Source organism: Neobacillus phoenicis, from assembly GCF_047302305.1.
Taxonomy (GTDB): domain Bacteria; phylum Bacillota; class Bacilli; order Bacillales; family Cytobacillaceae; genus Neobacillus.
Map to the genome: position 1 here is coordinate 1,060,127 of NZ_CP154847.1, position 26,234 is coordinate 1,086,360.

Consider the following 26,234-nt stretch of genomic DNA (forward strand, 5'->3'; position numbering starts at 1 on the left):
TTTAATTAATAAACACGAACATTAATTAGGTATTTTGTATTATTATTCGTATTTTATGTTGATATATTTTAGCGGTTTTGCTATATTAACAGGGTAATCATCTAATAAATCATTACTCGTATATACTCGGAAATATGGTCTGAGCGTTTCTACCTGGTTCCCATTGAAAGAACCAGACTACGAGTTGAAGTATTTGGTATTATTCGGTTTTTAGCCGATGCCATATTGTAATGGGCATTCTTTAGGTATGCCTCATTATTATACTTTGACTTTGTAGGTCTAGAAGGTAGAAAACATTCTGCCATTCTAGGCCTTTTTGTTTGGATATAGAACCGAGTATTGCAAACAACTAGAGAAAAGGAGAGATTATGTATGAAAAACAAAATGGTAAAGACCATTGCTTCTTTGGTCAGTATTGGTGTCTTATTATTATTGACGGTTGCAGGTACCCACTTCAGTTTTGTCAAGGGAACTAAAGTTGAAGCTACACAAAGGCCAATTCTCATAGAGGGCCCGATGCCAATAGAGGATGAAAAATTTGCTCAGAGATTAGAAAAAGTGAAAGTAGAAAAATCAGGAACGTTTATTTTTTATAAAGGGAAGATAGAAAATTACCCTGTCATTGTGGCAAAAACGGGTAAGGGAATGGAAAATACAGCAGCAGCAACAGCCATAGCGATTGAAAAATATAATCCGATTGCCATCATCAACCAAGGTACTTCTGGAGGGCATGATCCGAATTTAAATGTATTTGATATTGTTTTAGGAAAAAGAACGACAAACATCGGTTCCTTAAAAACAGAAAGTAAGACTGAAAACGAGGGAATGGATCCTTCTCAATGGATTCCGATGGACTTGATGGCTTCTGAAGGAAGTGGATCGGATCCCAATGCTGAAAAAATCCGTTACTACGAGGGCGACAAGGATTTACTCGCAGCTGCGAATGCGGTGAAAGATACATACACAAAGGGGAAAGTGGTCGAGGGAACAATAGGATCAGCGGATGTTTGGAATAATGAAGTAGATCGAATTAAATGGTTCCATACAAACTATGGTACCTCTGTAGAAGAAATGGAAGGTGCAGCGGCCGCACAAATTGCTGATGCTTATGATGTAGCCTTTTTGGGAATTCGAATTCTGTCCAATAATAAAACAAATGGCGGAGCCTACAACCCGAACACGGCTGCTGCCAACCAAGAATATGTTTTTGAAGTCGTGAAACATTATATATCTACTATTAAAAAGTAAATAACATAGTTCTATTTTGGGGACAGTCCCCCGGCGCTTTAACGCAACGGGGGACTGTCCCCTTTTATTTTCAAATAAAGGAAATACCCTGCTTATTGTTGAATTTATTGAATGGTAGAATTAGGTAGAAATAAATATAGAGATAGGGTGTAGAGAATGGGTTCACTTGTAAAGCTTATGCAAACAGATGAAGAAATCATGTCGACGTTTAGGACGATTAATCAGCTGCGGCCTCACTTAATTGAGGATGATTTTTTAGAAAGAATCAAACGAATGCAAGCGACATATGGATATCACGTAGTTGCTGTCATGGAAGATGATGAAGTGAAAGCGGTAGCGGGGTATCGGGTGACGGAATCCCTCGCGTGGGGGAAGTACTTTTATGTGGATGATTTGATTACTGAGGAGGGAAGCCGGCGCAAGGGGTATGCGAAAACTTTGTGGGAATGGCTCATTGATCAGGCCAAGGGCAATGGGTGTGAACAGTTCCATCTCGATTCAGGCGTACATAGGTATGATGCGCACCGTTTTTATCTTAAAGGTGGGTTAGATATTACTTGCCATCATTTTCAGATGTCACTGTAGATACTCATGTGTCTTGCCGGTCAGTTTTCCGAATGAACTTAGATAAAGGGGCGTGATTCTATTGATAAAAGATAAAAAATATCTATATATTGCCCTTATCCCTTTTTTTCTGTCAATGGCATTAAATTTTCCCTTTCCAGATGCAGCCCCATATGGAGAGACACTTGTTTCAGTTTTTGCCATTCCTATTAAGACTGAAATTGGTATTAATTTTATAGGAATATTTTCTTTATTATTATTGATTTTAAGTCTTTATTTACTCAGTAAATCATTAAATAAATACAAGGTTCGAATGGGCTTGCTTGCTATTTTAATTGCCATTTTTGCTCCGCTATATGTAGTAAAGTCGATTCAAAAAACGTTCGCTCCAGGCATTTATGCTGTCTCCTATGATTCCGAAGAAAGCACTTGTAGTTTTGAAAAAAATAATAAGACGACTTTAAACGCGATATGCGAGCTTCCATTTAAAAATTACAGTGACAAGAGTGTAGAGTTTACTGTTGAATTTAAAAATTTGAACTCCTTTCCGCTTGAATCCATTATGAATAGCCATGCACCATATAAGGTCAGGTTAGAAGGAAATGAGCGCAAGGTAGTGAAAATTGAGACAAGTGTTGAGGTTTCTAAGCTAAAAATCCAGCTGGATTCAGGTGAAGTATCCGGATTTAATATTATCATTAAGTCTGGTAGCAAAAGTCGAAAGTTATAACCATATAGCTTTGCGGGATAAGAGGTGGGGATATGAAAGCTAAAAGGGCAGCTGTGTTTGTTGCTATTGGTTTATTATGCATAGCTATTACTGTTATTATCAATTTTTTACAAAAGGACGTATGGGATCAAAACGAAGATTTGTTGAAAGAAGAAGTTCTATCTCTGGGAGCTTCCGTTGACACCGTTCATTTACGAGAGGTCACGCCATTTGACTGGGACGTCGTCTATTCCTTCCCACCGTATACGATGAAGGAATCAATCTATAAAACGGTAGGGTACAAATGGGATCAAATCAGTGAGACGGTCAATGAGGGAATGGATCAGATCGTGTTTATGAAGGACGGAAAAGTAGTCTGCTATATTTATGGGTATCCGGAGAATAAGGGATATGGCCTATCCATTCAATCGGGTCAGTATAAAGATGCGGCTAGATTGCTTCGGGCGGAGGATGATTTGACCTTCCAAGTGGAACGAAGCGATGGAGTTGTTTATTTGAGTAACTAATATTTGGGGACAGTCCCCCGGCGCTTTAGCGCGGTGGGGGACTGTCCCTCTTTTTGTGAATTTTCAAATATTATTATGCACTTGTCTTGGTGGAAAATGTTAGAATGGAGTAGCAACTGAATATTGTTAGGGTGGGTGGTTGTCAGTCTTCTTTCCTTCTTATGGTAGGGGGTGATAATCATAGAGATTTTTCTTGAATTTATTCTTGAGGTTCTAAAGGGGATTGTGCGGGAAGTCACCGCTTATATCTTCCGTAGGAACGTGCTTGAACACAAGAAAACCACCCTACGCCGTCGGAAGGTAGAGGGTGGTTCTCAAAGAAAATAACTTTGTAGGACAACCATCACCCTGACGGTTAGGTTGCAAGGGAGAAGTGTTGGAGCACTTCTCCTTTTTATTATATATCTATTATACACAAAATATTTCTGTGTTAAAAGGAAAGGGGACAGTCCCCCGGCGCTTTAGCGCAGTGGGGGACTGTCCCCTTCCCTTTTTTTATGATAAGAAAGTTTAAAATTCGACCTCGAGTCCAGCTTCAGCGCCTAGCCCCTCGGGTCAAATAACCTTCGGCAAGAAAAGTCAAAGAGCGAATTTTTCTTGCCGAAGAACATTTGCCTGTCGGGGCTGACCAAGGCGCTTGCACTTTTCTTAATATCGTTTGCATAATTTTTCATCCTGTTTTTCAGACTATTAGGTAGCAATAAATGATAAATGAAAGGATCATGAGATGCGAAAATTTTGGATGCCTTTATTTTGTTCCATTCTTTTACTAGCGATGGATTTATCTCCTGCCTCTGTTTCTGCTGCGGGCGGTGACTTTCGCAATATATATGACGTGAAAGCAGGAGACACGTTATGGGGAGTATCCGTTAAGTATAGTACGACGGTAGAAGAACTAAAAGCGAGCAATGGCTTGGTTTCGGATTTATTGTTAGTTGGTCAGAGATTATGGGTTCCACCGATGTATGAAGTCGTAGCTGGGGATACATTGTGGAAGATTGCTACTGCTTATAATTCAACCGTCCCGCTAATTGTCACAACGAATGGTCTTTCTTCCGATTTAATTAGGGTAGGGCAAAAATTGAAGATTCCACAAAAGCGGTTGGCCATGCAGGGACAGTATATTTTGATGACGAGAGATGAGTTTAAGGATTGGTTATTTCACAATCGATTCACCAGAAAAATAGGAAAGATTCAGGAACATCATACCTATCAACCTTCTTACAAGAGTTTCAATGGCTCCAATCATTTTGGCTTGTTGAAGGGGATGGAGGAGTACCATGTTCAGGAGATGAAATGGAAGACGATTAGTCAAAACTTAACGACTTTCCCGGATGGAAAGGTAGCGGTATGCCGGCCGATTAACATGGCTCCTGAAGGTTCATTTGCGTTCCAAAATCCCGCTGTCCGGGATGAGATTGAAAGTGACTCGCTGACCATTGAAAATGTGGGGAACTTTGATCAAGGGGGCGATGGGATGACGGAAGCACAAAGGGAAACGATCGTGACTGTCGCAGCCGTGCTGAGTATGAAGTTCGGGTTAACCCCTTCAGTTGACACGATTACCTATCATCACTGGTGGGATATGAACACGGGGGAACGAGTGTTAGATAACAGCGCTGGACATTCGGTGAAAACATGCCCCGGAACAGGTTTCTTCGGAGGGAACTCCACTGAGAGTGCCAGAACGAACTTCTATCCGCTCGTGTTAAGGAAAATGCAAGAGCTAAGGTAGGGACAGTCCCCCGCTGCTTTAACGTAGTGGGGGACTGTCCCCCAATTAAAGGGGGTTTCAAACATGTTTAAGCCTACTGCTGGGGAGAAGTTGGTTGAGTTATTGATTGAGTGGGGTGTGGATCATATTTATGGGATGCCGGGTGATTCAATCAACTCGATTATTGAACCACTTCGGAAAGCGCAGGACAAGATAAAGTTTATTCAGGTTCGGCATGAAGAAGCCGGGGCGCTTGCTGCTGCGGCTTATGCCAAGTTGACTGGGAAGATTGGCGTTTGTACCGCGATTGCCGGTCCTGGTGCAATACATCTTTTAAACGGATTATATGATGCGAAGCTTGATAAAGTACCGGTGCTAGCATTGACTGGACAAGTAGAATCGGATTTATTAGGGACTGATTCCTTCCAAGAGGTAAATTTGGAGCGGATGTTTGATGATGTGGCAGTCTATAATCAGCGGATTATGTCGGCTGAGCAGCTTCCGGCCGTCGTCAATCAGGCCATCCGCACAGCCTATGCTCGTAAAGGGGTGGCAGTCCTCACCATTCCAGATGATATTCCGCGGTTTGAGATAGGAAAAGAAGCACGGGTGACTTCAAGTTTTACAGCACAACAGGAAATTCTTCCGTTAAAGGAAGATCTACAGCGGGCGAAGGAATTACTTAATGCTGCTGAGAGGCCAGTGATTCTTGCGGGAAGAGGGACACATGGCATTCGGGAGACGTTGCTTGGGTTTGCGAAAAAGATGGCGGCTCCGATTGTGTTGACTTTGCCAGGTAAGGGGGCCATTCCGGATAAACATCCATACTGTTTAGGCGGGCTGGGGTTAATAGGGACAAAGGCTGCCTATGAAGCGATGCAGGATACGGATTTGCTATTAATGATTGGGACATCGTTTCCGTTTACGGGATTCTTGCCTGAGCATGCGAAGACGATTCAAATTGATATCGACCCATATCAAATAGGGAAACGGTATCCTGTGGATGTGGGATTGGCAGGTGACGCGGGCCTTACACTAAATTGGCTGATGGAGAATGTACATGCAAATGAGAATCGAGAATTTTTAGAAGCGTGCCAGGAGGCCATGCAAAATTGGTGGAGTCGATTGGAGAAACAGGAAGAGGCTGAATCTGTTCCGATTAAGCCGCAACGTGTGATTCGTGCCTTGCAGGAAGTGGCAAAAGAGGATGCGGTGTTGTCGGTGGATGTAGGGAATGTGACGGTATGGATGGCTCGCCATTTCCATATGACCCATCAAAAAATGATTATCTCCAGCTGGCTCGCGACACTTGGCTGTGGACTTCCGGGGGCACTAGCGGGGCAGATTGCGTATCCGGATAAACAGGTGTTTGCGATATGCGGTGATGGTGGCTTTGGAATGACGATGAATGATTTCGTTACGGCTGTGAAGTATCAACTTCCGATTGTCGTTGTGGTGTTAAACAACCATAAGATTGCGATGATTAAGTTTGAACAAGAGGTCATGGGGAATATTGAATTTGGAACGGATTTGCAGAATCCGAACTTTGCTAAGTATGCTGAGGCATGTGGCGGGGTTGGTTACCGTGTGGAGCGTCTGGAAGACCTAGGGCCAGCCTTCCAGGAAGCGGTGAACCAGCGGAAGCCTTGTATCATAGATGTGGTCGTGGATGCGGAAGAGGCGCCAATGCCAGCCAATATTACCTTCGCTCAAGCGGCAGGCTACACGAAACACATGCTTAAAATGTTGTTTGAACAAGGGAAAATTGATCTGCCCCCATTGTGATGTTTGGGGACAGTCCCCCAGCGCTTTAGCGCACCGGGGGACTGTCCCCTCTTTTTAGTTTGGAAGGATATTTTAACCTTCTAAATCTATTGGTGGAGAATCGACTTCTTCTAATTCGAGGTTGAAATTTACCTCTAGAGATCAAGTGATGTCATTTTTGCTGTCAAAATTCACGATGAACGAGCTAATGAGTTATGCGAATGCAGCAAAGGGCGGCATTACTTCTGAGAAAAAAGCTGAAATCAAAGCAACGGTAATGCAGCGGTTAACACCAGAAGAATACGAAGCACTGAAAGTTTACGCCATCCTTGAATTGAGCAAATAAATGAATTGTACGGGGACAGTCCCTCACTGCTTTAACGCAGTGGGGGGCAGTCCCCCTTTTTTTATCCTTTCCGACAAATTCTAACACTTTTTCCAGTTTTGTTTTTGTACTATGGATTTATAGTTATGTTATTATTGTGGTCCATACATAGTGTTAAGGCGCCTAACTTGCAAAGGGTTAAAGTTTGGAGGGATATTGATGAAGGTACGAAAAGCGATTATTCCAGCTGCGGGGTTAGGGACTAGGTTTTTGCCTGCTACTAAGGCGCAGCCGAAAGAGATGTTACCGATTGTGGATAAGCCAACCTTGCAATACATTATTGAAGAGGCGGTGGAATCGGGAATTGAGGAGATTTTAATTATCACCGGGAGAAATAAAAAGTCGATTGAAGACCATTTTGATAAGTCGGTTGAACTGGAATTGGAGCTTGAGTCACGGGGAAAGGACAAGTTGCTTGAAGAGGTCCGTCGGATTTCCAACATGGTCAACATTCACTATATCCGCCAGAAGGAGCCTAAAGGTCTTGGGCATGCCATTTCTTGTGCGAAAAGCTTCATAGGCAATGAACCATTTGCGGTTCTCCTTGGAGATGATATCGTGTTTAATGAGCAGCGGCCATGTTTAAAGCAACTAATCGACAAATATGAAGAATATAAAACTACGATTCTGGGTGTGCAGGAAGTGGCGGGAGAAGATGTGGATAAATACGGGATTATTGGCGGATTGCAGTTCGAGGACCGGTTGTATAAGGTGCGGGAATTGGTAGAAAAACCAGCTGTTGGTCAGGCGCCGTCTAACGTGGCGATCCTCGGAAGATATATTATTAATCCAGCTATCTTTGATATCTTGGAGCGAACAGAGCCCGGAAAGGCGGGCGAAATCCAGTTAACGGATGCGCTGAAGGAGCTAGCCGAAAAAGAGGCGATGTATGCCTATATCTTTGAAGGACAGCGCTACGATGTCGGGGACAAGCAAGGCTTCCTACAAGCCACTGTGGACTTTGCGTTAAGAAGAGAAGACCTGCGGGATGATTTTTTGCAATACTTGGTTAGTGTGGTTAAAGGTGTTAAAACGCAGGTTAGATGAAATTTGGGGACGGTCCCCCAGCGCATTAACGCGCCGGGGGACTGTCCCCATTATTATTTTTTCTATTAAGAAGGAGAATGGAAGGAGATGTCGAATTGTGTAAGGGTAAAACGATTCTTTGAAAGTAGAGGTGTATATAGTTTGTCTAGAAAACCCCGTGTTTGGATCCAAGGTGCCACGTATCATATTACGAATCGCGGTAATCGGAAAGAGCTGATCTTTATGGATGATGACGATCGTCTCACCTATATGGAATTGCTTGAAAAAGTCCGGTGTAAATTTCCCTTCAACCTCCATGCCTACTGCCTCATGCCCAACCACATTCATCTTCTATTAGAAACCATCGACCATCACCCAAAAGATATCATGAAAATGCTTAATACCCGTTATGCTATGTATTTTAATAGACGTCACGAACTGGTGGGCCATCTCTTTCAGGACCGCTATGAAGCTAAGATTATTGATTCGCTTAATTATTTTCTCGAAGCGAGCCGCTACATTCATTGGAACCCAGTTGAAGCCGAGATGGTCCAGTTCCCTGAAGAATATCCCTGGAGCAGTTATTCCGCTTTCCTAGAAAAATCCCAACACCCGCTTGTGACAACAGGGAGAATTTTATCTTACTTCCCAGAACCTTGTAGTGAACGCTATTGTGACTTTGTGTGGAATAAGCCGGAGGGACAGTCCCCCAGTGCTTTAACGCGACGGGGGACTGTCCCCGATTTTGGGGTTGAAAGTCTCCCGTTTGGCAATAAATAGAGTAAAGAGGTTTTTTGGAGGCTTTTTATGGCGGATTTGAAGTATTTAGAACCGACTGAGCTGCTGGAGAAGATCTATGCCACGCTTTGCTCCGAGTATGAGGATGCTCAGCATTACAAGGATAAAAAGGACCAAGAAGAAATAGAAGTGACGAAGAAACGGTTAACGAAGAAGGTATTCAACGAATTTGTTGTGGATGAAGAGTACTTTTTGACTATGAATGATAAGACATTTAACGAGAGATATCACTTGTATGAAGAAGATTTCTTAAGGTTGATTAAGGAGTGCAGTGAAAATGGGGTTGAATATGACAGCTTCATACAGATTATTGATGATCTGATCGCAAGCGCCAAGTTCCGAATCCATGCATTCGAGCAGCTAACGGAGGAAATCCAACGGTTGCAGGAGGAGACAGAAGAAGAGGAAGAGGAAGAATAATTTTGGGGACAGTTCCCCGGCGCTTTAGCGCAGTGGGGGACTGTCCCCGATTTATTTTACTTTCGCTACGCCAATGGCGAAGTTATCCCATAGAATAGCCTCGACAGCTTCTGCTTGTGTTTCTTCGCATTCGATAATGACGATGATTTCGGAATGAATGCCTTTTAATAATCTTTTTCGTTTCCTGACGACTTTTTCTATGAATAGTCGGATGAGAAGGCCAACCAAAAATCCTCCAGCCGCCCCTATCAGTCCCCAATAAATAGGACCCCAAGCTAGTTTAAAGCCGATACTAGCGGCAATAACAGAAAAGGCAGTGGCTAATGCCATTCCAATATCGATTAATGTGGTCCCATCAGAGCGATGAAGGGAATCAAAAAGTTTTCGCTCCTCTGTACGAATATCAAGCGGGACTGCAAATATATTCTCTTTTTTAATCCCTTTTTTCTCCAAAGTAGTAATAGCCAGTTCTAGGAAACCAGTCGTTTCAAATGTCGAAAATATTTGCAAAGTATCACTGCACCTTTTGACCTTTTAATATCCGGAATTTCTTGCTTTGGTAGTTTTCTTTCAAGTGACTTCTAAGATCTTTTTCAAAAAGCTTATTATTTTCAACCGTGTGAATAAATGCATCAAAAGCGGCAAACCCGTAATGGGAAGGAATAAACAAGAGCCATTCCGGTTTTATGACAGCTGTAGCTTCATTTATTTTTCCTAAAAAAAGAAGTGAAATAGCTTCTTGCACATGAGAGAAATAGAAGAAAACGACCAGCCAAAAGATGATGAAAAAAGCAGTTAAAATCCTATGAATATAAAGTTGTCCTAAACCTGGGATAAAAAGTGACCACATTACGGCGAGGGATGGTTTGCGTTTGTCAAGGTAGTTAATTTCTAATGCGCCTAGAGCAAAGGTATTGTAACGGTGACCCTCGTTGTTGGCTAATTCATATACCCTGTTCATATCGACGGTTGTTCGGTAGCTATCCCAAATACTAAACAAATAAACGGGAATATACATCAAAAGCCATCTTGTGTTTAAGACCTCCTTGGCTAATTCGGTGTTCCCCTGGAAGGAAAGGATCATGGCATCATTCACGTGTGCTTTGATGTTAATCACCACTTCCCAAATAAACAGAACATATCCTCTGAGATATTTGGATAAAAGCATATGCCCGAACCCAGGGAAAGCGGCGGACCACCAGGCAATGATGTAGGGATTTCTTAAATGGATCTGCGATGTCCCGAATATACTAACATGCGCAACATACCGTCTGGCAGTATTCTGATTTGTGTAGTTATCCATGCTGGCCCCTTTTATGAATTATTTACCATTAGCATGTGCCATGGGTGATGTTCTTATTCGAAAAAAGGGGACAGTCCCCCGGCGCTTTAACGCAGCGGGGGACTGTCCCTGGATATTTATATTTCCAGCTTTTCATAGGTGCTTATTTTATATTGTTGGCTTAATTTATGGGCCTTTTTATGTAGTCTATTCTTATTTTGTTCCTTTAATTCATTAACAAATTTGATAACCACTTTATCTTGTAATTCTTTCCGTAGCTCATTTAGTTCTTTTATGTAAGGTCTGGTATCGACTTCGTACTTATTTACATCTATTGATTTTCCTTTAGTCAAATATTCATGGTCGGTCACAATTACGGCTTTGTTCATGTTTTTCTTTTTTATCATTCTTAATGCAACCAACACGTCCAGAAATTCACTTACATTTGATTTGGCTGTTTTTATATTCCAAACAGAGGATATGCCGGTTAGTGTTTCCCAATTTTCAACCAGTACCAACCCAGTCCCTGCTTGGTGTTTTTTAGAACTGTAGGAACCATCAACGATAAAAAATGGTACCTCCTTAGGAATACTCTGACAAAGAGGCATTAAGAATGATTTTATAGAGTTTTCAGTTGTAGGTGCCTTGGGATTCTGCTTTTTCGTCCCCTTCGTTGCTTTCATGGAGCTTTGACCCTGCTTCTCTTCCGCTCTTGTTATTGTATCCTGGCGATAATAATCCAGAATATCCTGAACGTGGTAGAAATCCTTTTCTCCGACTTTCTCAAAGGGCATTCCTTTTCTACATAGTCCAACTAATTTATCTTTTTTGATCCTTAGCGTTGTGACAATGACTTCTTCCGTGACATATTCTTCTAAAGTGCGTCCCTTTTTATCTCGAAACTCCCTCTCCAGCCGCTCCTGAGAGGGTTTGTAGGTATTCAGCCAGGTCCTTATTTCACTTTCTAAAAACCGAAATTCATTGCCAATCAAATAGTGAGGCATGCCATCATCTAGATAGGCACTTAGTTGATTATTCGTTACTTTTAACTTTTGAATAAGTTCTCCCTTTAAAAGTAAAGCTATCGGGGATTTTTGTTGGATTGTTGTAGCGATTATTCTCACCTGCGCATTCTCTAATCGACGTTTCCATTGGGTGTCTGTTTATATTCATTATATTACCTTAGTAAAATAAATAAATCCCAAACTTTTACAATTTTTTCATAGATATTGAGACGAAAACCTATATTGATCAAGGATTAAGGCGTATTTAACTAATCGTTTGATTAGTAGCAGAAGAAGGCGATTTTCGGAAAATGATGTCATGACCCGGGAAATTTCTCGTTTATTGCAGAACAAGAAGGTATTTTGGAAAAAGTTTTTCACCAAATTTTTTAAGACAATTTAAATAGAAACCGCGCAAGAGAGTGCTTAAAGCCTGTTCTACTCAAACGTTTGAATAGTATAGCATATAAGGGAATCAGTCGATGTTTGTCACTAGTAACTACATGTATTTTATGAATTTAATAGTCACTCTTACCTACTAATAGTAAAATAAAGGTAAAAACGTTTTGATAGGAGAGATTAATCATGGATTGCTTACATATTAGAAAAATGGAAGAGACCGATAAAGAGTTTATCATTGGACTATCGACTCGTTTTACTGAGTTTGATTTTTTGAAGTGGCGAGACCCTCAAGTAATGAAGGACGCTCAATTAAAGATGGCCCAGGAAGCGGTCCATAGCAACGATCCTGATTTTGATATTTTTGTATTAGAAGATGAGAGGAAAAACTTATTAGGCTTTCTTCATATGACAAAAAATGTTGATTACTTTTCCGGAGAAGAACAAGGCTATATTTCTTCCATTGCCGTTGCGAAAGAGGGCGAGGGGAAGTATTGCAAGGAAGCTGATGGAGAAAGCCGAAGAGTGGACAAGAAGCAAAGGATACAAGCAACTAACATTGAACGTCTTTGCGCAGAACGAAAGAGCGATCAATCTCTATAAAAAATTCAACTTCGAAAACGAGATTGTAAAAATGGTGAAAGAATTATAATTTTCTGGGACAGTCCCCCGGCGCTTTAGCGCAGCGGGGGACTGTCCCCAAAATGGGGGAATTAATTTGAGCAAAAGAAGAACCAAGAAACAACAAGAAAAATTAGAGGGTGGTATAGGACTAATCATTTTATTTGTGGCAGGTGTAGCTTGGTATCAAACCCACAACCCAATAGTAGCTTTTATATTTGCATTTATTACCCTTTTAGTTATTCTGTGTATCGTTATCTATCAAAATAGTAAACGTAAGGAACGGTTAAGAAACTCTGGTATTACTGAGATTGATGCCATGGATGGAATTCAATTTGAGCACTATCTTAAGGAACTGTACCTAACGAAAGGATTTTCAGCGGAAGTAACCAAAGCTAGCGGCGATTATGGTGGAGATCTACTGCTTAAGAAGGATGGAAAGAAGATAGTTGTCCAAGCCAAGCGCTATTCAAAAGAGGTAGGAATCAAGGCGGTTCAGGAAGTCATTGGTGCTAAGTCCTATTATAGTGCAGATGAGGCTTGGGTTGTGTCCAATCGCTACTTTACGAAGGCTGCTAGTGAGTTAGCTCAAAGGAGCCACGTTAAACTAGTGGACCGCGATGAACTGATTGATGAGATTCTAGGAATGAATTCTGGTGTTATGACAATGAGTCAGACCAAATCCACCCCCGTTATTCCTATGCCTACTATTCCATCGAGCCCTGACTCAACCTGTATTAGGTGCGGTAGCCCGATGGTCTTAAGAACTGGCAAACGAGGGAGCTTCTTAGGGTGCAGCAGTTTTCCAAAATGCCGGTACACGAAAAACATTGAAGGGGACAGTCCCCCGGCGCTTTAGCGCAGCGGGGGACTGTCCCCCTCTTTTTTTTATGTCGACAGGTTTTGTAAGATGTTGTAAAATAAACACTAGTTTATTGTAGTTTTATAAAGAACTAATTGTGCTGTATATAGTACAAAAGTCCCAAAAATCCTCAGAATTACCCAAATTATGTCACTTTTGAACGAGGACAAAAGTCTCATGATTCTACATAATTAACCACTCACATCCGAAACAAACCGAAAATTTTTCCGTTAACCTCGGATTTTTAAAAAAATAAAAAAATTCCAAGAGTAATAGAGAAGGATTCACTTCCTTTAAAGAATGGTTCACAAGGGGTAATACAAATGATTGTCACGTTAATAAACAAAGAAAACATCCATTCCATAACCTTACCTGACAAAATCCAGGGGCAGTATTGGATCTATGACACCCATCCCAACACCTCCAAAAAGCTGGTCGGGATCGAAGGCGCAAATGGCGAGTGGATTCTAAAGTCCAACAAAGATGCCAAGATTGTTGATTCTTCAGGCAGTCCGATTCGAAATACCGTCTTACAGCCATTAAGCATTTACCATCTGGCCACCGAGGGGCATGAGCACAAAACACTTGTGTTTGCAGAACCCAACACAGAAGACCGCCAAATCTTCACCAAATTCGTCGTCGACCAGGATATGGACATTCACATCGGGAGAAACGAGAAAAACCATATCGTCCTATCGAACCAATTTGTCTCCGCCTCCCATGCCAAACTAACCATTTTTAATGGCCAATGGCGCATCGTTGACATGGATAGCACGAACGGGACCTTCGTCAATGGCGTAAGAGTGAAAAGCAGCGAATTAAAGATGGGTGACATCATATACATAATGGGATTGAAAATCATCATTGGCAGCTGCTTCTTGGCCTTCAATAACCCGGATGGAATGGTATCCTTCCGAAAAAATGCACTCAAGCCATTTATCCCACAAGTCGTAGAAACTCCCGACGAAGAAGATGATGAATTCGAAGCACCAGCCATCGATTATTTTTACCGATCCCCTCGCTTTAAACGAGACGTCGAAAAGGCAGTTTTTAAAATTGATTCACCGCCGCCCAATGCCATTGGGGAAGAAATGCCGATGATGCTCGTGATTGGTCCATCAATGACCATGGGGATGGCCTCCATGGCGACAGCTATTTTCGCCATCAATAACGCCATGGCAACAGGCGACATCTCACGGGCCATGCCTTCCATCATTATGTCAGGAAGCATGCTGCTCGGAACCATCCTTTGGCCTGTTTTATCAAAAAAGTACGATATGAGACGCAGAAGGAAAAAAGAGAAAATCCGTCAGCAAAAATACAAAGAGTATTTAGATAAATTTGCCGTCCTATTTAATGAAGAGTCTCAAAAGCAAGAAGAAATCTTACGGGAAAATTATGTTCCCATCACAGAGGTGGTCCAGCGGATTGAACAGGTGGACCGCAACCTATGGGAACGAGGACCCGGACAAAATGATTACTTGAAGCTAAGAGTTGGAATCGGAGACGGTCTGTTATCGGCAGGCATCACCTACTCCGAAAAAAAATTCTCGATCGACGATGACAACCTACAGGAAGAACTGTACACCATGTGCGAATCACCAAAGGTCCTGAAAAATATTCCGATCACCATCTCGTTATTCGAAGAATATATCACTGGGATTATTGGCCACCGCCAACAAACGCGGGAATTCGCCAAAGGGCTGATCTTTCAACTGGCGGCACTGTATAGCTATGACGAAGTGAAGATGGTCTTCATCTATGACCAGGAGGAAGAAGCCGAGTTTGATTTTACCAAATGGCTGCCGCATGTATGGAGCCAGGATAATAAGTTCCGTTTCATTGCCACGAATCACAATGAGGTGAAGGAAGTTTCCGCGTACCTCGAAAAAGAAATCGACCTCCGCTCGCAAATCAATGAAAGTGAGCTAGACGATGTCACACCTTATTACATTGTGTTTGCGATGAGTAAGAACTTAGCTGTCCGGGCAGAGATGCTGAAACAGGTCTATGCGAAGAAAAAAAATCTACATATCAGTGTTGTTACTTTTTATGATGAACTGAAAAATCTCCCGAAAGAATGCACGATGGTGGTGGAGCTGGAAGAGCACAGCGGGAAGCTCTTCGATAAAGATGATCTCACGGGTCAATCGACGACCTTTGTTCCTGACATTTACGTCACATCAGACCCAAATGAGTTGAGTGTGAAGCTCGCAAATATTCCGCTGGATACACTCGGCCATTCCTTTCACCTTCCGCAAATGGTTACTTTTTTAGAACTTTATGGGGTAGGAAAAGTGGAGCATCTCAATGCCCTGACTAGATGGCAGGACAATGATCCAACGAAGTCATTGGAAGCGCCAGTCGGCGTGGACACATTAGGGGAACTATTCAAGCTTGATTTGCATGAGAAATTCCACGGACCGCATGGATTGGTTGCGGGGATGACGGGTTCAGGTAAGAGTGAGTTTATCATGACCTACATTTTATCCCTGGCCGTGAACTATCATCCGAATGAAGTGGCGTTTATCTTGATTGATTATAAAGGCGGCGGCATGGCGAAATCCTTTGAAAAATTGCCGCACACGGCCGGTATCATCACGAACTTAGACGGTGCCATGATCAAACGATCGCTGGTTTCGATTGAAAGTGAATTGAAGCGCAGACAGGCTCTTTTTGCAGAGGCAAGTAAGCTAATCGGCGAGAGTAATATCGATATTTATAGCTATCAAAAGCTGGTTCGTGAAGGAGTCGTGACCGAACCACTGCAGCATTTGTTCATTATCTCGGATGAGTTTGCTGAATTAAAAACACAACAGCCGGAATTTATGGCGCAGCTGGTCAGTGCCGCCCGGATAGGCCGAAGCTTGGGCGTGCATTTAATCCTCGCTACGCAAAAGCCAAGCGGTGTCGTCGACGATCAGATTTGGAGTAATAGTAAATTTAGGGTCAGCCTGAAGGTTCAAGAGCGAGCGGACAGCATGGATATGCTGAAGCGGCCGGATGCGGCAGAGCTTACAGATACTGGACGCTTCTATCTTCAAGTGGGCTATAACGAATTGTTTGAGATGGGGCAGTCGGCTTGGGCCGGTGCTCCCTATTATCCATCCGATAAAGTGGTGGTGGAAAAAGACACTAGTGTGGTGGTCATTGACCGAAATGGCCGCCCGATTAAACAGGCGAAAATCGATAAAAAGAGAAGCCTGTTTGTTAATCCGAAAAAGCAACTCGATGTCGTTACCGATTATCTGCATACGATTGCCGAGGAAGAAAAGATTCGTATTCGCCCGCTGTGGCTGGATCCGATTCCTTCTTTGATTTTATTAGAGGATGTAAAGCGGAAATATATCGCTCGAAACAATGAGTCATTCGTGCTGAATCCTGTCATTGGTGAGTACGATGACCCGGTAAGACAGCAGCAATGCTTGTTGCGTCTGCCGCTTACGGAAGAAGGGAATACGATTGTCTACGGGGTGGCCGGCAGTGGAAAAACTACTTTCATCACGACGATGGTGTATTCGCTTATCCAAGAACATACGCCAAACGAAGTCAATATCTATTTACTAGATTTTGCTTCGGAAACGTTACGGGCTTTTGCCAAAGCACCGCATGTGGGCGATGTGATTCTATCTTATGAAAGTGAAAAAGTTAGCAACCTGTTTAAGCTTCTGCAAAGCGAAGTGGAAAAGCGGAAGAAGCTGTTCGCTGATTATGGCGGCGATCATGCTTCCTATGTGAAGGCAACTGGCGGGAAGCTGCCATCCATCGTGGTGGCGATCAATAACTTTGCGGCTTTTACAGAAATATACGAGGAAAAAGAGACAGCGGTCAGCTTCCTTTCACGCGAAGGGACCAAGTATGGCATCTATTTCGTCTTAACGGCGCTTGGCACGAACGCGGTCCGGTTCCGGTTGCTGCAAAACTTCAAGCAATTGATTACGCTGCAGTTAAATGATGAATCTGATTATTCGACAGTCGTTGGAAAAACGGATGGGTTATTCCCATCAAAGTTCAAAGGCAGAGGTTTGGTGAAAAAAGACGCGGTGTACGAATTCCAAATCGCAACAATCACCGATGCACCGGTCCTATTTACGTTTATTCAACAAGCATGTAAAAATCTGCAAACCGCTTGGAAAGGTTATGCTGCGAAAAAGATTCCTATTTTACCAGAGTATGTGGATTTTGAATTCTTGGCTGACTACGTGGGGCCACAGCAGAGCCTCACCATCCCGATCGGGGTGGAAAAGAACTCCTTGAATGTTCATTACTACCCATTCGGCCAGTCCTATGTCTCGATGATTCTATCTGCTGGTACCGAGCATCAGTCCTTTACACATGACGTGTCGGTGTTCATGGCAGAGAAATGTGGATTGGATGTAACGATTCTTGATGCCGTGCAAGGCTTTGCCGATAAAAATAACAAGGCAGTTACCTACTATTCTACGGCTAAAGAGTTTGAACAGGTGATGGATGAACTGTTTGAGCTGGTAGTCTACCGAAACAACACCTTTAAAGAGGCGTTGGAGCAGGGAAGAGAGATTCCTTCCTTTGACCAAAGAGTCATTGTTATCAACAGTATTGCAGCCTTGAAACATGCTCTTTCTGGCCAAAGTGCTGAAAAGCTAGCATTGATCCTTGAAAAGGGTGAAGTGAAGTATAACCTCACGATTATTTTTGCCGAGCAAGCGAAGAATCTGTCAGGAGTCTCCTATGATAAGTGGTATAAACGCCATATGAATCAGGGGGATGGAATTTGGGTTGGCAGTGGGATTACCGAGCAATATCAGCTGAAGCCGTCGAAGACGACGCCTGAACTGCGTGAGGAAATGACCGCTGACTTTGGTTTCTCCCTGCAAAAAGGAAAGAGTGTCAAGGTCAAGCTAGTAAACGCTGAAAAGGAGGAGGACAACAATGAATAAAGTCCTTGTTGAAATTTTTCTTCCTGCTGCCAATAGAAGCTTTGATGTATACCTGCCGCTCGAAAGCAAAATGAGTGAGGTATTGGTGTTAGTGTCCACGCTATTAAGTGACCTGTCAGATGGCAAATACAAAGCGATGGGCAATCCCGTCTTGTGTGACACATCATCAGGAATTATTTTCAATATTAACATGGCTGTTGCGGAACTGGGCATTCAAAACGGTTCCAAGCTCATGCTGATATAAATTTTTAGGCTAGGTAAAAGTTCTTGTTGATTGGAGCGGAAGGTGCGAAGACTCCTGCGGGAGTACGGGGCAGGGGAGACCCCGAAGGAGCATAGCGACGAGGAGGCTCCCCTGCACGCCCGCGAACCGCTCGCAACTGGAGCGGAAATCAACAGGCCACTTTATCAAAGCTAAATTTTTAAAAGAAGAAAGGGGTATGAAAATGGGGAAACGAATCAAAGTCACACCACAAGAACTTGAAACAGCTTCGAAGAAACTAACGGAGCTATCTGAAACGTACACAGGAATCTATACTCAGCTTATGCAGGCTGCAGGAACCATGGGTGAAGCATGGGAGGGCGAAGACAACCTTGCCTTCGTTGATCAAATCAACGGCTTCAATGAAGATCTGAAAAATATGGCGGATAAACTAGCAAATGCGGGTCAGGCGCTGGAAGCACAAAGAGCCAATTATGTGGCGACGCAAGAAAATAACATGGTTCAAGTAAGAAAGTTAACAAACTAATAAACTCACATACACGCAAAGGAGTGAAGGGAATGGCTGGACATATTAAAGTCAATACGGCTCAAGTTGCCGACATTGCATCAACAATTGAGCGTTTAAATAGACAACTGGCGGAAGAATTAAAGACAAGTCAAAATACGATTAAAAATCTTTCGAATACTTGGGATGGAGAAGCAGCCCAAGCAACGATCTCTTCTTATGAAGAGTTCGCGGCGAAGTTCTTCCAGAATTACTACGATATCCTAGATAACTACGTGAAATTCCTACGAATCAACGTCGACCAAGGATACTTCGAAACAGAAAGCGTCAACACCAACCTAGCTGACGCATTCAAATAGGGGGACAGACCCCCGCTGCGGTAGTGCGTTACCAGGTCGGGGGACAGACCCCCCGCTGCGGTAGTGCGTTACCAGGTCGGGGGACAGACCCCCCGCTGCGGTAGTGCGTTACCAGGTCGGGGGACAGACCCCCCGCTGCGGTAGTGCGTTACCAGGTCGGGGGACAGTCCCCCGCTACAGTAATGCGTTACCATCCCGGGGGACTGTCCCCCAAAAAATTTAAACTTTGAAAACAATACCGTTTGGATAATATAGATATAGATTAAAAAACATTGGAGATCTCGCTAATGAAAAAATTCATAGTTAGTATATTTTTAGTACTTTTAGTGGCAGGAGTGAGTGGATGTATGAGCCAGCAACCGACGAAAGAGGAAAAGAAGACGAGTGAATCAGCGATGCTTTCTTACTTGGATAAGAAGTACGACCAGAACTTTTCGGCGATCAACTATATCCCGGCCAAGAGGGGTTTCAATGACAGCATGAACGTGAACATTTTGGTGGCGAAATCAGAAGACGGCATTCTAGTCAATGTTCGTGAAAGATTGTCCAAACCGGGGAAGTTTTTTGATGATTACCGTAATGCCGTTGCTTCTAAATCCCTTAAGGACAAAATCAATTATGGGTCCATTGAAAACCTGCATCTAGCAAAAACCTATATCACTCTTACTCCCGAAGTTGAACCCGAAGCTGTAAAGAATGGGGTATCTAGCTTAGCAAAAGACGATGTCATTATGGTGTTTAGTATCGTGTCCGTATCTAGCGACGCCGATGAAAAAACGCTCAAGGCATTATACGACGTTTATCAGCAACTTCAATCCTTAGGCTATCCAGACACCGCCCTTATCGTTGCCTTCTCGCCTGACAAAGACAAAGCAGAATCGTACGTCAATAATTTCTTCCTTTATGGAAATCAAAAGTGGGAAGAGTACGACAAATCGGTGAAACACGTACTGAAAGTAAACGAAAACGGATTATCCTTTGAAGAATTTAAGAATCAACTGAAGTAGGGGGTTGGATGGATGCCTAATCAAAAAGATGGAACCGAACAAGTTCCACTTAGTGAGCTGAGGGATCAGCAAAATGCCGTGTTAAATAAACTTGCCTATGCCAACGTCATTGATGAATGGAAGCCTGGACAATCCTTATATAAACTGGCTGCCCAGGTAGATACCGATCTTGCCGCAGAACTAAAGGCAGCCGGCCTCGAACATCTCGTCATCAAGGATTATGTGAATAAGAACGCCCAATCCGGATTTTGCGCGATTGCGTTCGAAGACCCGAAGACTGGGGAAGTCGGCATGTCCTTCAGGGGAACGGAAGGCATGGATGACCTGCTCCACGACCCAAAGGATATGGCGGATAATACATTAACCGCATCCATTGGGGTCTCACCACAATCATTAGAGGCGATTGCTTTTTTTGAAAAAAATGAAGAGAAGAGCGGAAAAAACTATCTATTTGGTCACTCGAAAGGCGGCGAACTTGCGGCCGAGGTGTATGCAACGAATTATACCCATGTTCTAGGGGTTCACATCATTAACCCGCAACCGATCAATCCCTACAAGCTCGGGCCCGATCAATTAGCGGCCTTGCAGTCGAAAAAATTTGATGCGGTCGTCGTAAACGGAGACCTTGTATCCTGGTTAGGGCGAACTCCTTATCCCGTTCGATATGTTGAAAACAATGGCACACAGCCAGGCTTTTTTGGTCCGCATTCAATTGATTCTATGAAACTAGATCATCGGGGCTATGCCGTAATTGAGAAGGATCCTTTTTCAGGCTATGCCTGGCAAGGTCTAGCCTCCACCATTGCGACCGCCGTTATGGGTGATATTCAAAGCCATCTACGAGTGTATTCCTTCGCCATTAATACGGTGGTTCGCGTCGGCAACTTCATGATCAATGACCTGCCAGACATGGTCCACAAGTTTGTAGAATACCTGAAGCAGGCCATTGAGAGATTCAGAGTGATTTCCAATGCTGCCAGAACGGCCTTAATCCAGTTCGTCGGCAGTCTCGTCAAAGGTGTGTCGCTCTTGTTCAACCTGGCCTTCAATGCCGGATACCGATACGCAACTGCGAATCCGATGATAAAAGTAGATACGTATAAACTCCGAAACTACGCGGATCAGTTAGAGAGCATAAACAGACGGATTAGCCATATTGACCGCAGGATGGATTCTCTCTATTTAAAAGCAGGTTTTTCAGACTTATGGAATCTGTTACAGGCCGATTTATTCACGGAAGAAAGTTGGAATATCAAGAAGTGTATCTATTATCTAAACGAAACGGCCGACGATTTTGAAACGGTGGAACGGAAGATTATCCAACAGTTGTAATGGGGGGCTGGGGACATGAATGAAAGTGGACAGCAGGAACTCTATTTAATCAAACAAGAGCTTCAAAATATTATCAACGAGTTAGAGAGTATTGCAGTGGGCATCCAAAGTGATTTTGAAGGAATCGGCAATGAGAAATGTGCCTCAAAAGTGAACCGAATTGCGGAACAATACAGATTTGTAAAGGGAAAACTCAACAATATCGATACCTCCAAGGTTACCGAAGAGTTCGCCAAAAGTCATGGTGGAGCTGCCACTTCCAAATAAGGATAGAAAGAAGGGGTAACGATGGCTGATATGATTAAAGTAGATACGGAGCGTGTGTCCGCTGCTGCAAAACAAATCGCGCAGTATAACCGGAAAATCAGAGAGGATTTTTCAGCAGTGGAAGCAGCGATGAGAGCATTGAATAACGTATGGGACGGTACGGCCTCTAGTCAGGCACTGAGTGCATTTCATGACTTGAAGCATGCCTATGACGAACCGCGCTATGAAGTGATGAATAACTATGTGACCTTTTTACACCAGCAGGTGGATCCGGGCTATACCCAAACAGAGAATACGAATGTTTCGTTAGCGGATCGGTTTAAATGATAGATTCATAGCCTAAGGGGGGACGGAATTGAGCAACTATATAAAGGTAAACCACCGAGAATTTGAAGCGGCTGCCGATGCCATTGACACCTATGTAACCAGCCATAATAAAAACATGGACGCGGCAGGGCAAGAGGTAAAAGCCCTTTCTGCCACTTGGCAGGGTACTGACAGCTCTCAATTTCAAAATCAGTGGAATCGGTTGACGGAGGCGGATTCAACCTCACGAAACATGACAAAGGCGCTAACGAATTATGCGGACTTTTTACGATATGCGGCGGGCCAATACAAGGATGCGCAATCGAAAGCAGTCAATCGAGCGAACGGCCTTTAAGAGTAGATTTTGATATTCGGGTGATTTTTTATGGGAAGAACAACAGTTGAACAAAACAAAAATGATTATACCGTGGTCAATCGGCTGGCGTATCCTGAAGCCATCAATGAACGGGAATTACACGCCATCGCTGGGGGCGTCGTCGACGGGCTCATTCCTGTGACGACGGAGAAAACCAAGAAGGGTGTCCTCATTCAAAGTACGGTCGAGGATATGATTTCCTTGAAGTCCTATTTTAGCAGTGTAGTTTCTAAAAAGATGTTCCTGGATACGCTGATTCAATTGGCGACAATTGTGAAGACATGCGAAAAGAATTTGATGAATGTGAACAATTTGATGCTCGACTGGGACTATATTTTTCTAGACCCGCGCACGAAAAAAGTAAAATGCCTGTTCTGGCCGATTGTCAACAATCAACAGACCGTATTATTAGCTGAATTTTTCCGTGAGCTGCCGTTCTGCGTTGTTTTTTCCAAGCATGAAGACGCTAGGTATGTAGCCAGCTATATTGAATTTTTCAAGAGCCAGGTTCCTTTTTCTATTAATCAATTCGAAAAATGTATCCTTGGGCTGATGGGGAAAATCGTAGAGAACAAGTCTCATATTCCATCAGGTTCTACGGGACCGGAACCGCAGGCTGTTAGAGTGGAGGAGAAAAAAGGAAGCACGGGGAATGTGGCCTATAATCCGTTCGCGAGCCATGAGAGGACCCAGAAGGAGGAGCTCCCACAAGTGAGTGAGACGTCTGTGTTAGGCTTGGTGGATGTGGACGGTGGGACCACGGTGCTGGGTGCGGACCTGTTTGAGGAACCGAGCTATCCGTATGTGGTAAGAGAGAAAACACAGGAAAAGATCACGATTAACCGGACCTGTTTTCGAATTGGAAAGGAACGTCAGCAATGTGACTATGTGGTTTCCGATAATAACGCGGTGAGCCGCAATCATGCAGACATCCTCACGAGGCATGGACGGTATTATATTGTCGACAACGGCTCTACTAATAAGACTTTCGTCGATGGGCGAGTGATTCCAGTAGAAAAAGAGATGGAGATCTTCTCAGGCACTAAACTACGACTCGCCAACGAAGACTTTGTTTTTTACATTTAAGCGGCGTGGTGTTGATAGAGCAGATGGCACAAAAAGCTAACAAGCAAGGAGTTTGGAGATGGAAGTATTAACTGCAGCATGCACCGATATTGGATTAAAAAAAGAAACCAATCAAGACAGCTACCTGCTAAAGATGGCAGAAACCTCTCTGGGAAAGGTCGTCTTGGCCGTCATTTGTGATGGGATGGGCGGGCTTTCCCAGGGAGAAGTTGCCAGCGCGAGTGTCATCCATGCTTTTTCCGAGTGGTTCGACAAAGAGCTGCCCGTCCATCTTGGCAAGCAGGATTGGAACGAGATTCAGTATCGTTGGGGCCGGATCATTCAAGAGCAGAACCAGCGGATTGCCGAATACGGTCGTGAGATCAAGATTCAGCTGGGGACTACGTTGACCGCCCTGCTCCTCATCGATTCCGACTTCCTGCTGATCGGTCATGTCGGCGACTCCAGAGTCTATCGGATCGACCAGGACGTCGAGGTGCTGACGGACGATCAGACGGTCGTGGGGAGAGAGCTGAAACGAGGCCGAATCACGCCGGAACAAGCGAAGAGGGATCCGCGCAGAAATGTCCTCTTGCAGTGCATCGGGGCATCCAAGCTGGTGGAGCCTGAATTCATCCATGGCAAGCCAACTCAAGGCGAAGTTTATATGCTTTGTTCGGATGGATTTCGCCATATGATTACTGAGGGTGAAATCTATCGTGCATTATCGCCACACGTTCTCGTGGACGAAAGGGTCATGGCACAAAAGGCAAGCGAATTGGTGGAGCTCAATAAGCAGCGGAATGAAACAGATAATATCACTGTTTTGCTTGTGAAAATTCAGTAAGGAGGGGGAAAAACTTTGGCAGCTATTGGGTCTGTAATAGACGGTAAATACGAAATACTCAAGCTGATTGGACAAGGTGGTATGTCAAAGGTATACCTCGCCATGGACAAACGGCTCAATAAACAGTGGGCAGTTAAAGAAATCGAAAAAAGAGCACGAGATAAAAATAATGAAGTCATCATTCAGAGTGCGATTGCCGAAGCCAACATGATTAAGAGGCTGGATCATCCTGCGTTGGCCCGGATTGTCGACATCATCGATAACGGACAGGTGATTTTTGTCATCATGGACTATATCGAAGGCGAGCCGTTGAGCAAGATTTTAGATGAATATGGTGCCCAGCCGCAGGAGCTCGTCATCGATTGGGCGAAGCAGCTTTGCGAGGTGCTCGATTATTTACATACATGTGATCCGCCGATCGTTTATCGCGATATGAAGCCGGCCAATGTCATGCTGAAGCCAGACGGGCATTTGAAGCTCATTGACTTCGGGATCGCGCGGGAGTATAAGGAACAAAATTTGGCGGATACAGTTAGCCTCGGAACGAAAGGATACGCGGCGCCGGAACAGTTCGGAGGCAAGGGACAAACCGATGCAAGAACAGATGTCTATTGTTTGGGTGTGACGCTCTATCATTTGGTGACAGGGCAGAATCCGTGTGAGCCGCCTTACGAATTATATCCGATTAGAGAATGGAATCCTCAGCTATCGGGCGGTTTGGAAAAAATCATTCAGAAATGTACGCAGCTCAACCCGGATGACCGGTATCAGTCTTGTGCCGAGCTGTTATATGCGCTCAACCATTATGAGCAGGTAGATGACTTGTACCGGGCGAAGCAAAAACGGAAGCTGCGCAATTTTGGCCTGGTGGCCGGGGCAGCGGTGTTGTGTTTGGGTTTGGGCGTATTGGGTCAAGTGATGCAAACGAAGACCAATAATGCGGACTACGATAATAACATCCAATTGGCAGAAAAAGCGGCCACTGATGATCTGAAGGTGGACTATTATCTGAAGGCGATTGAGATCAAGCCAACGGAGAAACCAGCCTATGTCGGTTTACTCGACGCTTTTAAAGGCGATGCCGCTTTTACAGTGGAGGAAGAAGAGCAGCTGAAGAAAAAGGTAAACTCGCATCTCACAGAGATTCGTAGTAATCCTAAGTACGGTGATTTAGCGTTTGATATCGGCAAAACCTATTGGTACTACTACAATTATGGAAAAACTGAGACGAATGACAATCAAGTGACGAGAATGAAAAGCTCAATTCAGTGGTTTGAGGATGCGGTTCGGTATGGCTCGAAGGATCGGGACTATTACGAGATGGCCACCATTTACCGGGATATCGGCCGGTTCAATCGCGATATCACGCTTAACATTGAAGAGGCATCTGATAAAGGGAAGTACAAGCCCTATTGGGATGATATGAAAAACCTGATTAAAATGGTGGATCAGAATCCCGAGGAGAGCGAAATTGTGAAGCTTGAGCTTTACAAATTAACGATGTATTCCATTGAAACGTATGCACGGAAGTTTAAGTTAGATGGTGTGAAGGAAAGTGAAATCCGTTCGGTGGCGGAAGCTGTGAAACAGAGCACGAATCGGGTGGCGGTTACTACTGAAAAAACGGAAACAATCAAGAATGAGGTGATTAGTCGTTTTGATCTAACCGACAAAGCGATTAATAATGCGTATCGGAAGGATTAAG

27 protein-coding genes and 1 riboswitch are annotated in these 26,234 nt (G+C 43.7%); of the genes, 24 read left to right on the forward strand and 3 right to left on the reverse strand.

The genetic code is table 11. The features are described from left to right. Positions 1-96: 96 nt before the first annotated feature. Positions 97-200: riboswitch (purine riboswitch) on the forward strand. 172 nt (positions 201-372) lie between these two features. From AA0X95_RS05630 to AA0X95_RS05675, 10 genes are all read left to right on the forward strand, one after another. Next, a complete protein-coding gene (locus AA0X95_RS05630; protein ID WP_413306373.1) occupies positions 373-1,248 on the forward strand; it encodes a 5'-methylthioadenosine/S-adenosylhomocysteine nucleosidase in 876 nt (291 codons plus the stop codon). Positions 1,249-1,404: 156 nt separating this feature from the next. After that, entirely contained in the window at positions 1,405-1,833 is a 429-nt protein-coding gene (locus AA0X95_RS05635) for a GNAT family N-acetyltransferase (RefSeq protein WP_413306376.1), read from the forward strand. Between the two features lie 61 nt (positions 1,834-1,894). Beyond that, positions 1,895-2,542 carry a hypothetical protein gene (locus tag AA0X95_RS05640; protein WP_413306378.1) on the forward strand — a complete coding sequence of 216 codons (648 nt, stop codon included), beginning with the start codon at positions 1,895-1,897 and terminating at the stop codon, positions 2,540-2,542. A gap of 32 nt (positions 2,543-2,574) precedes the next feature. Beyond that, on the forward strand, positions 2,575-3,048 hold the full coding sequence (locus AA0X95_RS05645) for a hypothetical protein (protein ID WP_413306381.1): 474 nt from the start codon (positions 2,575-2,577) through the stop codon (positions 3,046-3,048). A 727-nt stretch (positions 3,049-3,775) separates the two neighbouring features. Then, complete coding sequence (locus AA0X95_RS05650; protein WP_413306384.1) at positions 3,776-4,783, forward strand: LysM peptidoglycan-binding domain-containing protein; 1,008 nt, start codon at positions 3,776-3,778, stop codon at positions 4,781-4,783. Between the two features lie 63 nt (positions 4,784-4,846). After that, complete coding sequence (locus AA0X95_RS05655; protein WP_413306387.1) at positions 4,847-6,547, forward strand: pyruvate oxidase; 1,701 nt, start codon at positions 4,847-4,849, stop codon at positions 6,545-6,547. Between the two features lie 148 nt (positions 6,548-6,695). Further along, the gene (locus AA0X95_RS05660) at positions 6,696-6,872 is read left to right on the forward strand and encodes a hypothetical protein (protein WP_413306389.1); all 177 of its coding nucleotides are present in this window, start codon (positions 6,696-6,698) and stop codon (positions 6,870-6,872) included. Between the two features lie 198 nt (positions 6,873-7,070). Further along, a complete protein-coding gene (gene galU / locus AA0X95_RS05665; protein WP_413306391.1) occupies positions 7,071-7,958 on the forward strand; it encodes a UTP--glucose-1-phosphate uridylyltransferase GalU in 888 nt (295 codons plus the stop codon). Between the two features lie 87 nt (positions 7,959-8,045). Next, entirely contained in the window at positions 8,046-8,717 is a 672-nt protein-coding gene (locus AA0X95_RS05670) for an REP-associated tyrosine transposase (protein ID WP_413306393.1), read from the forward strand. A gap of 27 nt (positions 8,718-8,744) precedes the next feature. Next, a complete protein-coding gene (locus AA0X95_RS05675) occupies positions 8,745-9,155 on the forward strand; it encodes a hypothetical protein (protein ID WP_413306396.1) in 411 nt (136 codons plus the stop codon). Between the two features lie 51 nt (positions 9,156-9,206). Here AA0X95_RS05675 and AA0X95_RS05680 read toward each other — a convergent pair whose 3' ends face one another. The 3 genes from AA0X95_RS05680 to AA0X95_RS05690 all read right to left on the reverse strand — a co-directional run bounded on the left by AA0X95_RS05680 (position 9,207) and on the right by AA0X95_RS05690 (position 11,561). After that, complete coding sequence (locus AA0X95_RS05680) at positions 9,207-9,665, reverse strand: hypothetical protein (protein ID WP_413306399.1); 459 nt, start codon at positions 9,663-9,665, stop codon at positions 9,207-9,209. A 4-nt stretch (positions 9,666-9,669) separates the two neighbouring features. Next, on the reverse strand, positions 9,670-10,458 hold the full coding sequence (locus tag AA0X95_RS05685) for a hypothetical protein (RefSeq protein ID WP_413306401.1): 789 nt from the start codon (positions 10,456-10,458) through the stop codon (positions 9,670-9,672). 116 nt (positions 10,459-10,574) lie between these two features. Next, a complete protein-coding gene (locus AA0X95_RS05690; RefSeq protein WP_413306404.1) occupies positions 10,575-11,561 on the reverse strand; it encodes a ribonuclease H family protein in 987 nt (328 codons plus the stop codon). 787 nt (positions 11,562-12,348) lie between these two features. Between AA0X95_RS05690 and AA0X95_RS05695 the strand changes: the two genes are divergently transcribed. From AA0X95_RS05695 to AA0X95_RS05760, 14 genes are all read left to right on the forward strand, one after another. After that, complete coding sequence (locus AA0X95_RS05695) at positions 12,349-12,492, forward strand: GNAT family N-acetyltransferase (protein ID WP_413306407.1); 144 nt, start codon at positions 12,349-12,351, stop codon at positions 12,490-12,492. Between the two features lie 66 nt (positions 12,493-12,558). After that, positions 12,559-13,320 (forward strand): restriction endonuclease, encoded by a 762-nt coding sequence (locus AA0X95_RS05700; RefSeq protein WP_413306410.1) that lies wholly within the window; start codon positions 12,559-12,561, stop codon positions 13,318-13,320. Positions 13,321-13,646: 326 nt separating this feature from the next. Beyond that, positions 13,647-18,242: a type VII secretion protein EssC gene (essC, locus tag AA0X95_RS05705; protein WP_413306412.1), complete on the forward strand. Its 4,596-nt coding sequence runs from the start codon at positions 13,647-13,649 to the stop codon at positions 18,240-18,242. Continuing rightward, positions 18,235-18,486, forward strand: a complete 252-nt coding sequence (locus tag AA0X95_RS05710) for a methyltransferase (RefSeq protein WP_413306415.1) — start codon at positions 18,235-18,237, stop codon at positions 18,484-18,486. Before essC ends, AA0X95_RS05710 begins: the two co-directional genes overlap by 8 nt. Before the next feature lie 202 nt (positions 18,487-18,688). Next, positions 18,689-18,991 (forward strand): WXG100 family type VII secretion target, encoded by a 303-nt coding sequence (locus AA0X95_RS05715; protein WP_413306418.1) that lies wholly within the window; start codon positions 18,689-18,691, stop codon positions 18,989-18,991. A 32-nt stretch (positions 18,992-19,023) separates the two neighbouring features. Next, the gene (locus tag AA0X95_RS05720) at positions 19,024-19,329 is read left to right on the forward strand and encodes a WXG100 family type VII secretion target (RefSeq protein WP_309858555.1); all 306 of its coding nucleotides are present in this window, start codon (positions 19,024-19,026) and stop codon (positions 19,327-19,329) included. A gap of 347 nt (positions 19,330-19,676) precedes the next feature. After that, positions 19,677-20,336, forward strand: coding sequence for a hypothetical protein (locus tag AA0X95_RS05725; protein WP_413306421.1), 660 nt, complete (start codon positions 19,677-19,679; stop codon positions 20,334-20,336). Positions 20,337-20,348: 12 nt separating this feature from the next. Continuing rightward, positions 20,349-21,668 (forward strand): hypothetical protein, encoded by a 1,320-nt coding sequence (locus tag AA0X95_RS05730; RefSeq protein ID WP_413306424.1) that lies wholly within the window; start codon positions 20,349-20,351, stop codon positions 21,666-21,668. 15 nt (positions 21,669-21,683) lie between these two features. Continuing rightward, positions 21,684-21,935 carry a hypothetical protein gene (locus AA0X95_RS05735; RefSeq protein ID WP_413306427.1) on the forward strand — a complete coding sequence of 84 codons (252 nt, stop codon included), beginning with the start codon at positions 21,684-21,686 and terminating at the stop codon, positions 21,933-21,935. Between the two features lie 21 nt (positions 21,936-21,956). Further along, on the forward strand, positions 21,957-22,262 hold the full coding sequence (locus AA0X95_RS05740; RefSeq protein ID WP_413306429.1) for a WXG100 family type VII secretion target: 306 nt from the start codon (positions 21,957-21,959) through the stop codon (positions 22,260-22,262). 28 nt (positions 22,263-22,290) lie between these two features. Beyond that, positions 22,291-22,596 carry a WXG100 family type VII secretion target gene (locus tag AA0X95_RS05745; protein ID WP_413306432.1) on the forward strand — a complete coding sequence of 102 codons (306 nt, stop codon included), beginning with the start codon at positions 22,291-22,293 and terminating at the stop codon, positions 22,594-22,596. A 30-nt stretch (positions 22,597-22,626) separates the two neighbouring features. Beyond that, a complete protein-coding gene (locus AA0X95_RS05750; RefSeq protein WP_413306435.1) occupies positions 22,627-23,703 on the forward strand; it encodes an FHA domain-containing protein in 1,077 nt (358 codons plus the stop codon). 58 nt (positions 23,704-23,761) lie between these two features. After that, positions 23,762-24,529, forward strand: coding sequence for a PP2C family protein-serine/threonine phosphatase (locus AA0X95_RS05755; protein WP_413306437.1), 768 nt, complete (start codon positions 23,762-23,764; stop codon positions 24,527-24,529). Between the two features lie 15 nt (positions 24,530-24,544). Beyond that, entirely contained in the window at positions 24,545-26,233 is a 1,689-nt protein-coding gene (locus tag AA0X95_RS05760; RefSeq protein WP_413306439.1) for a serine/threonine protein kinase, read from the forward strand. Position 26,234: the final 1 nt, after the last annotated feature.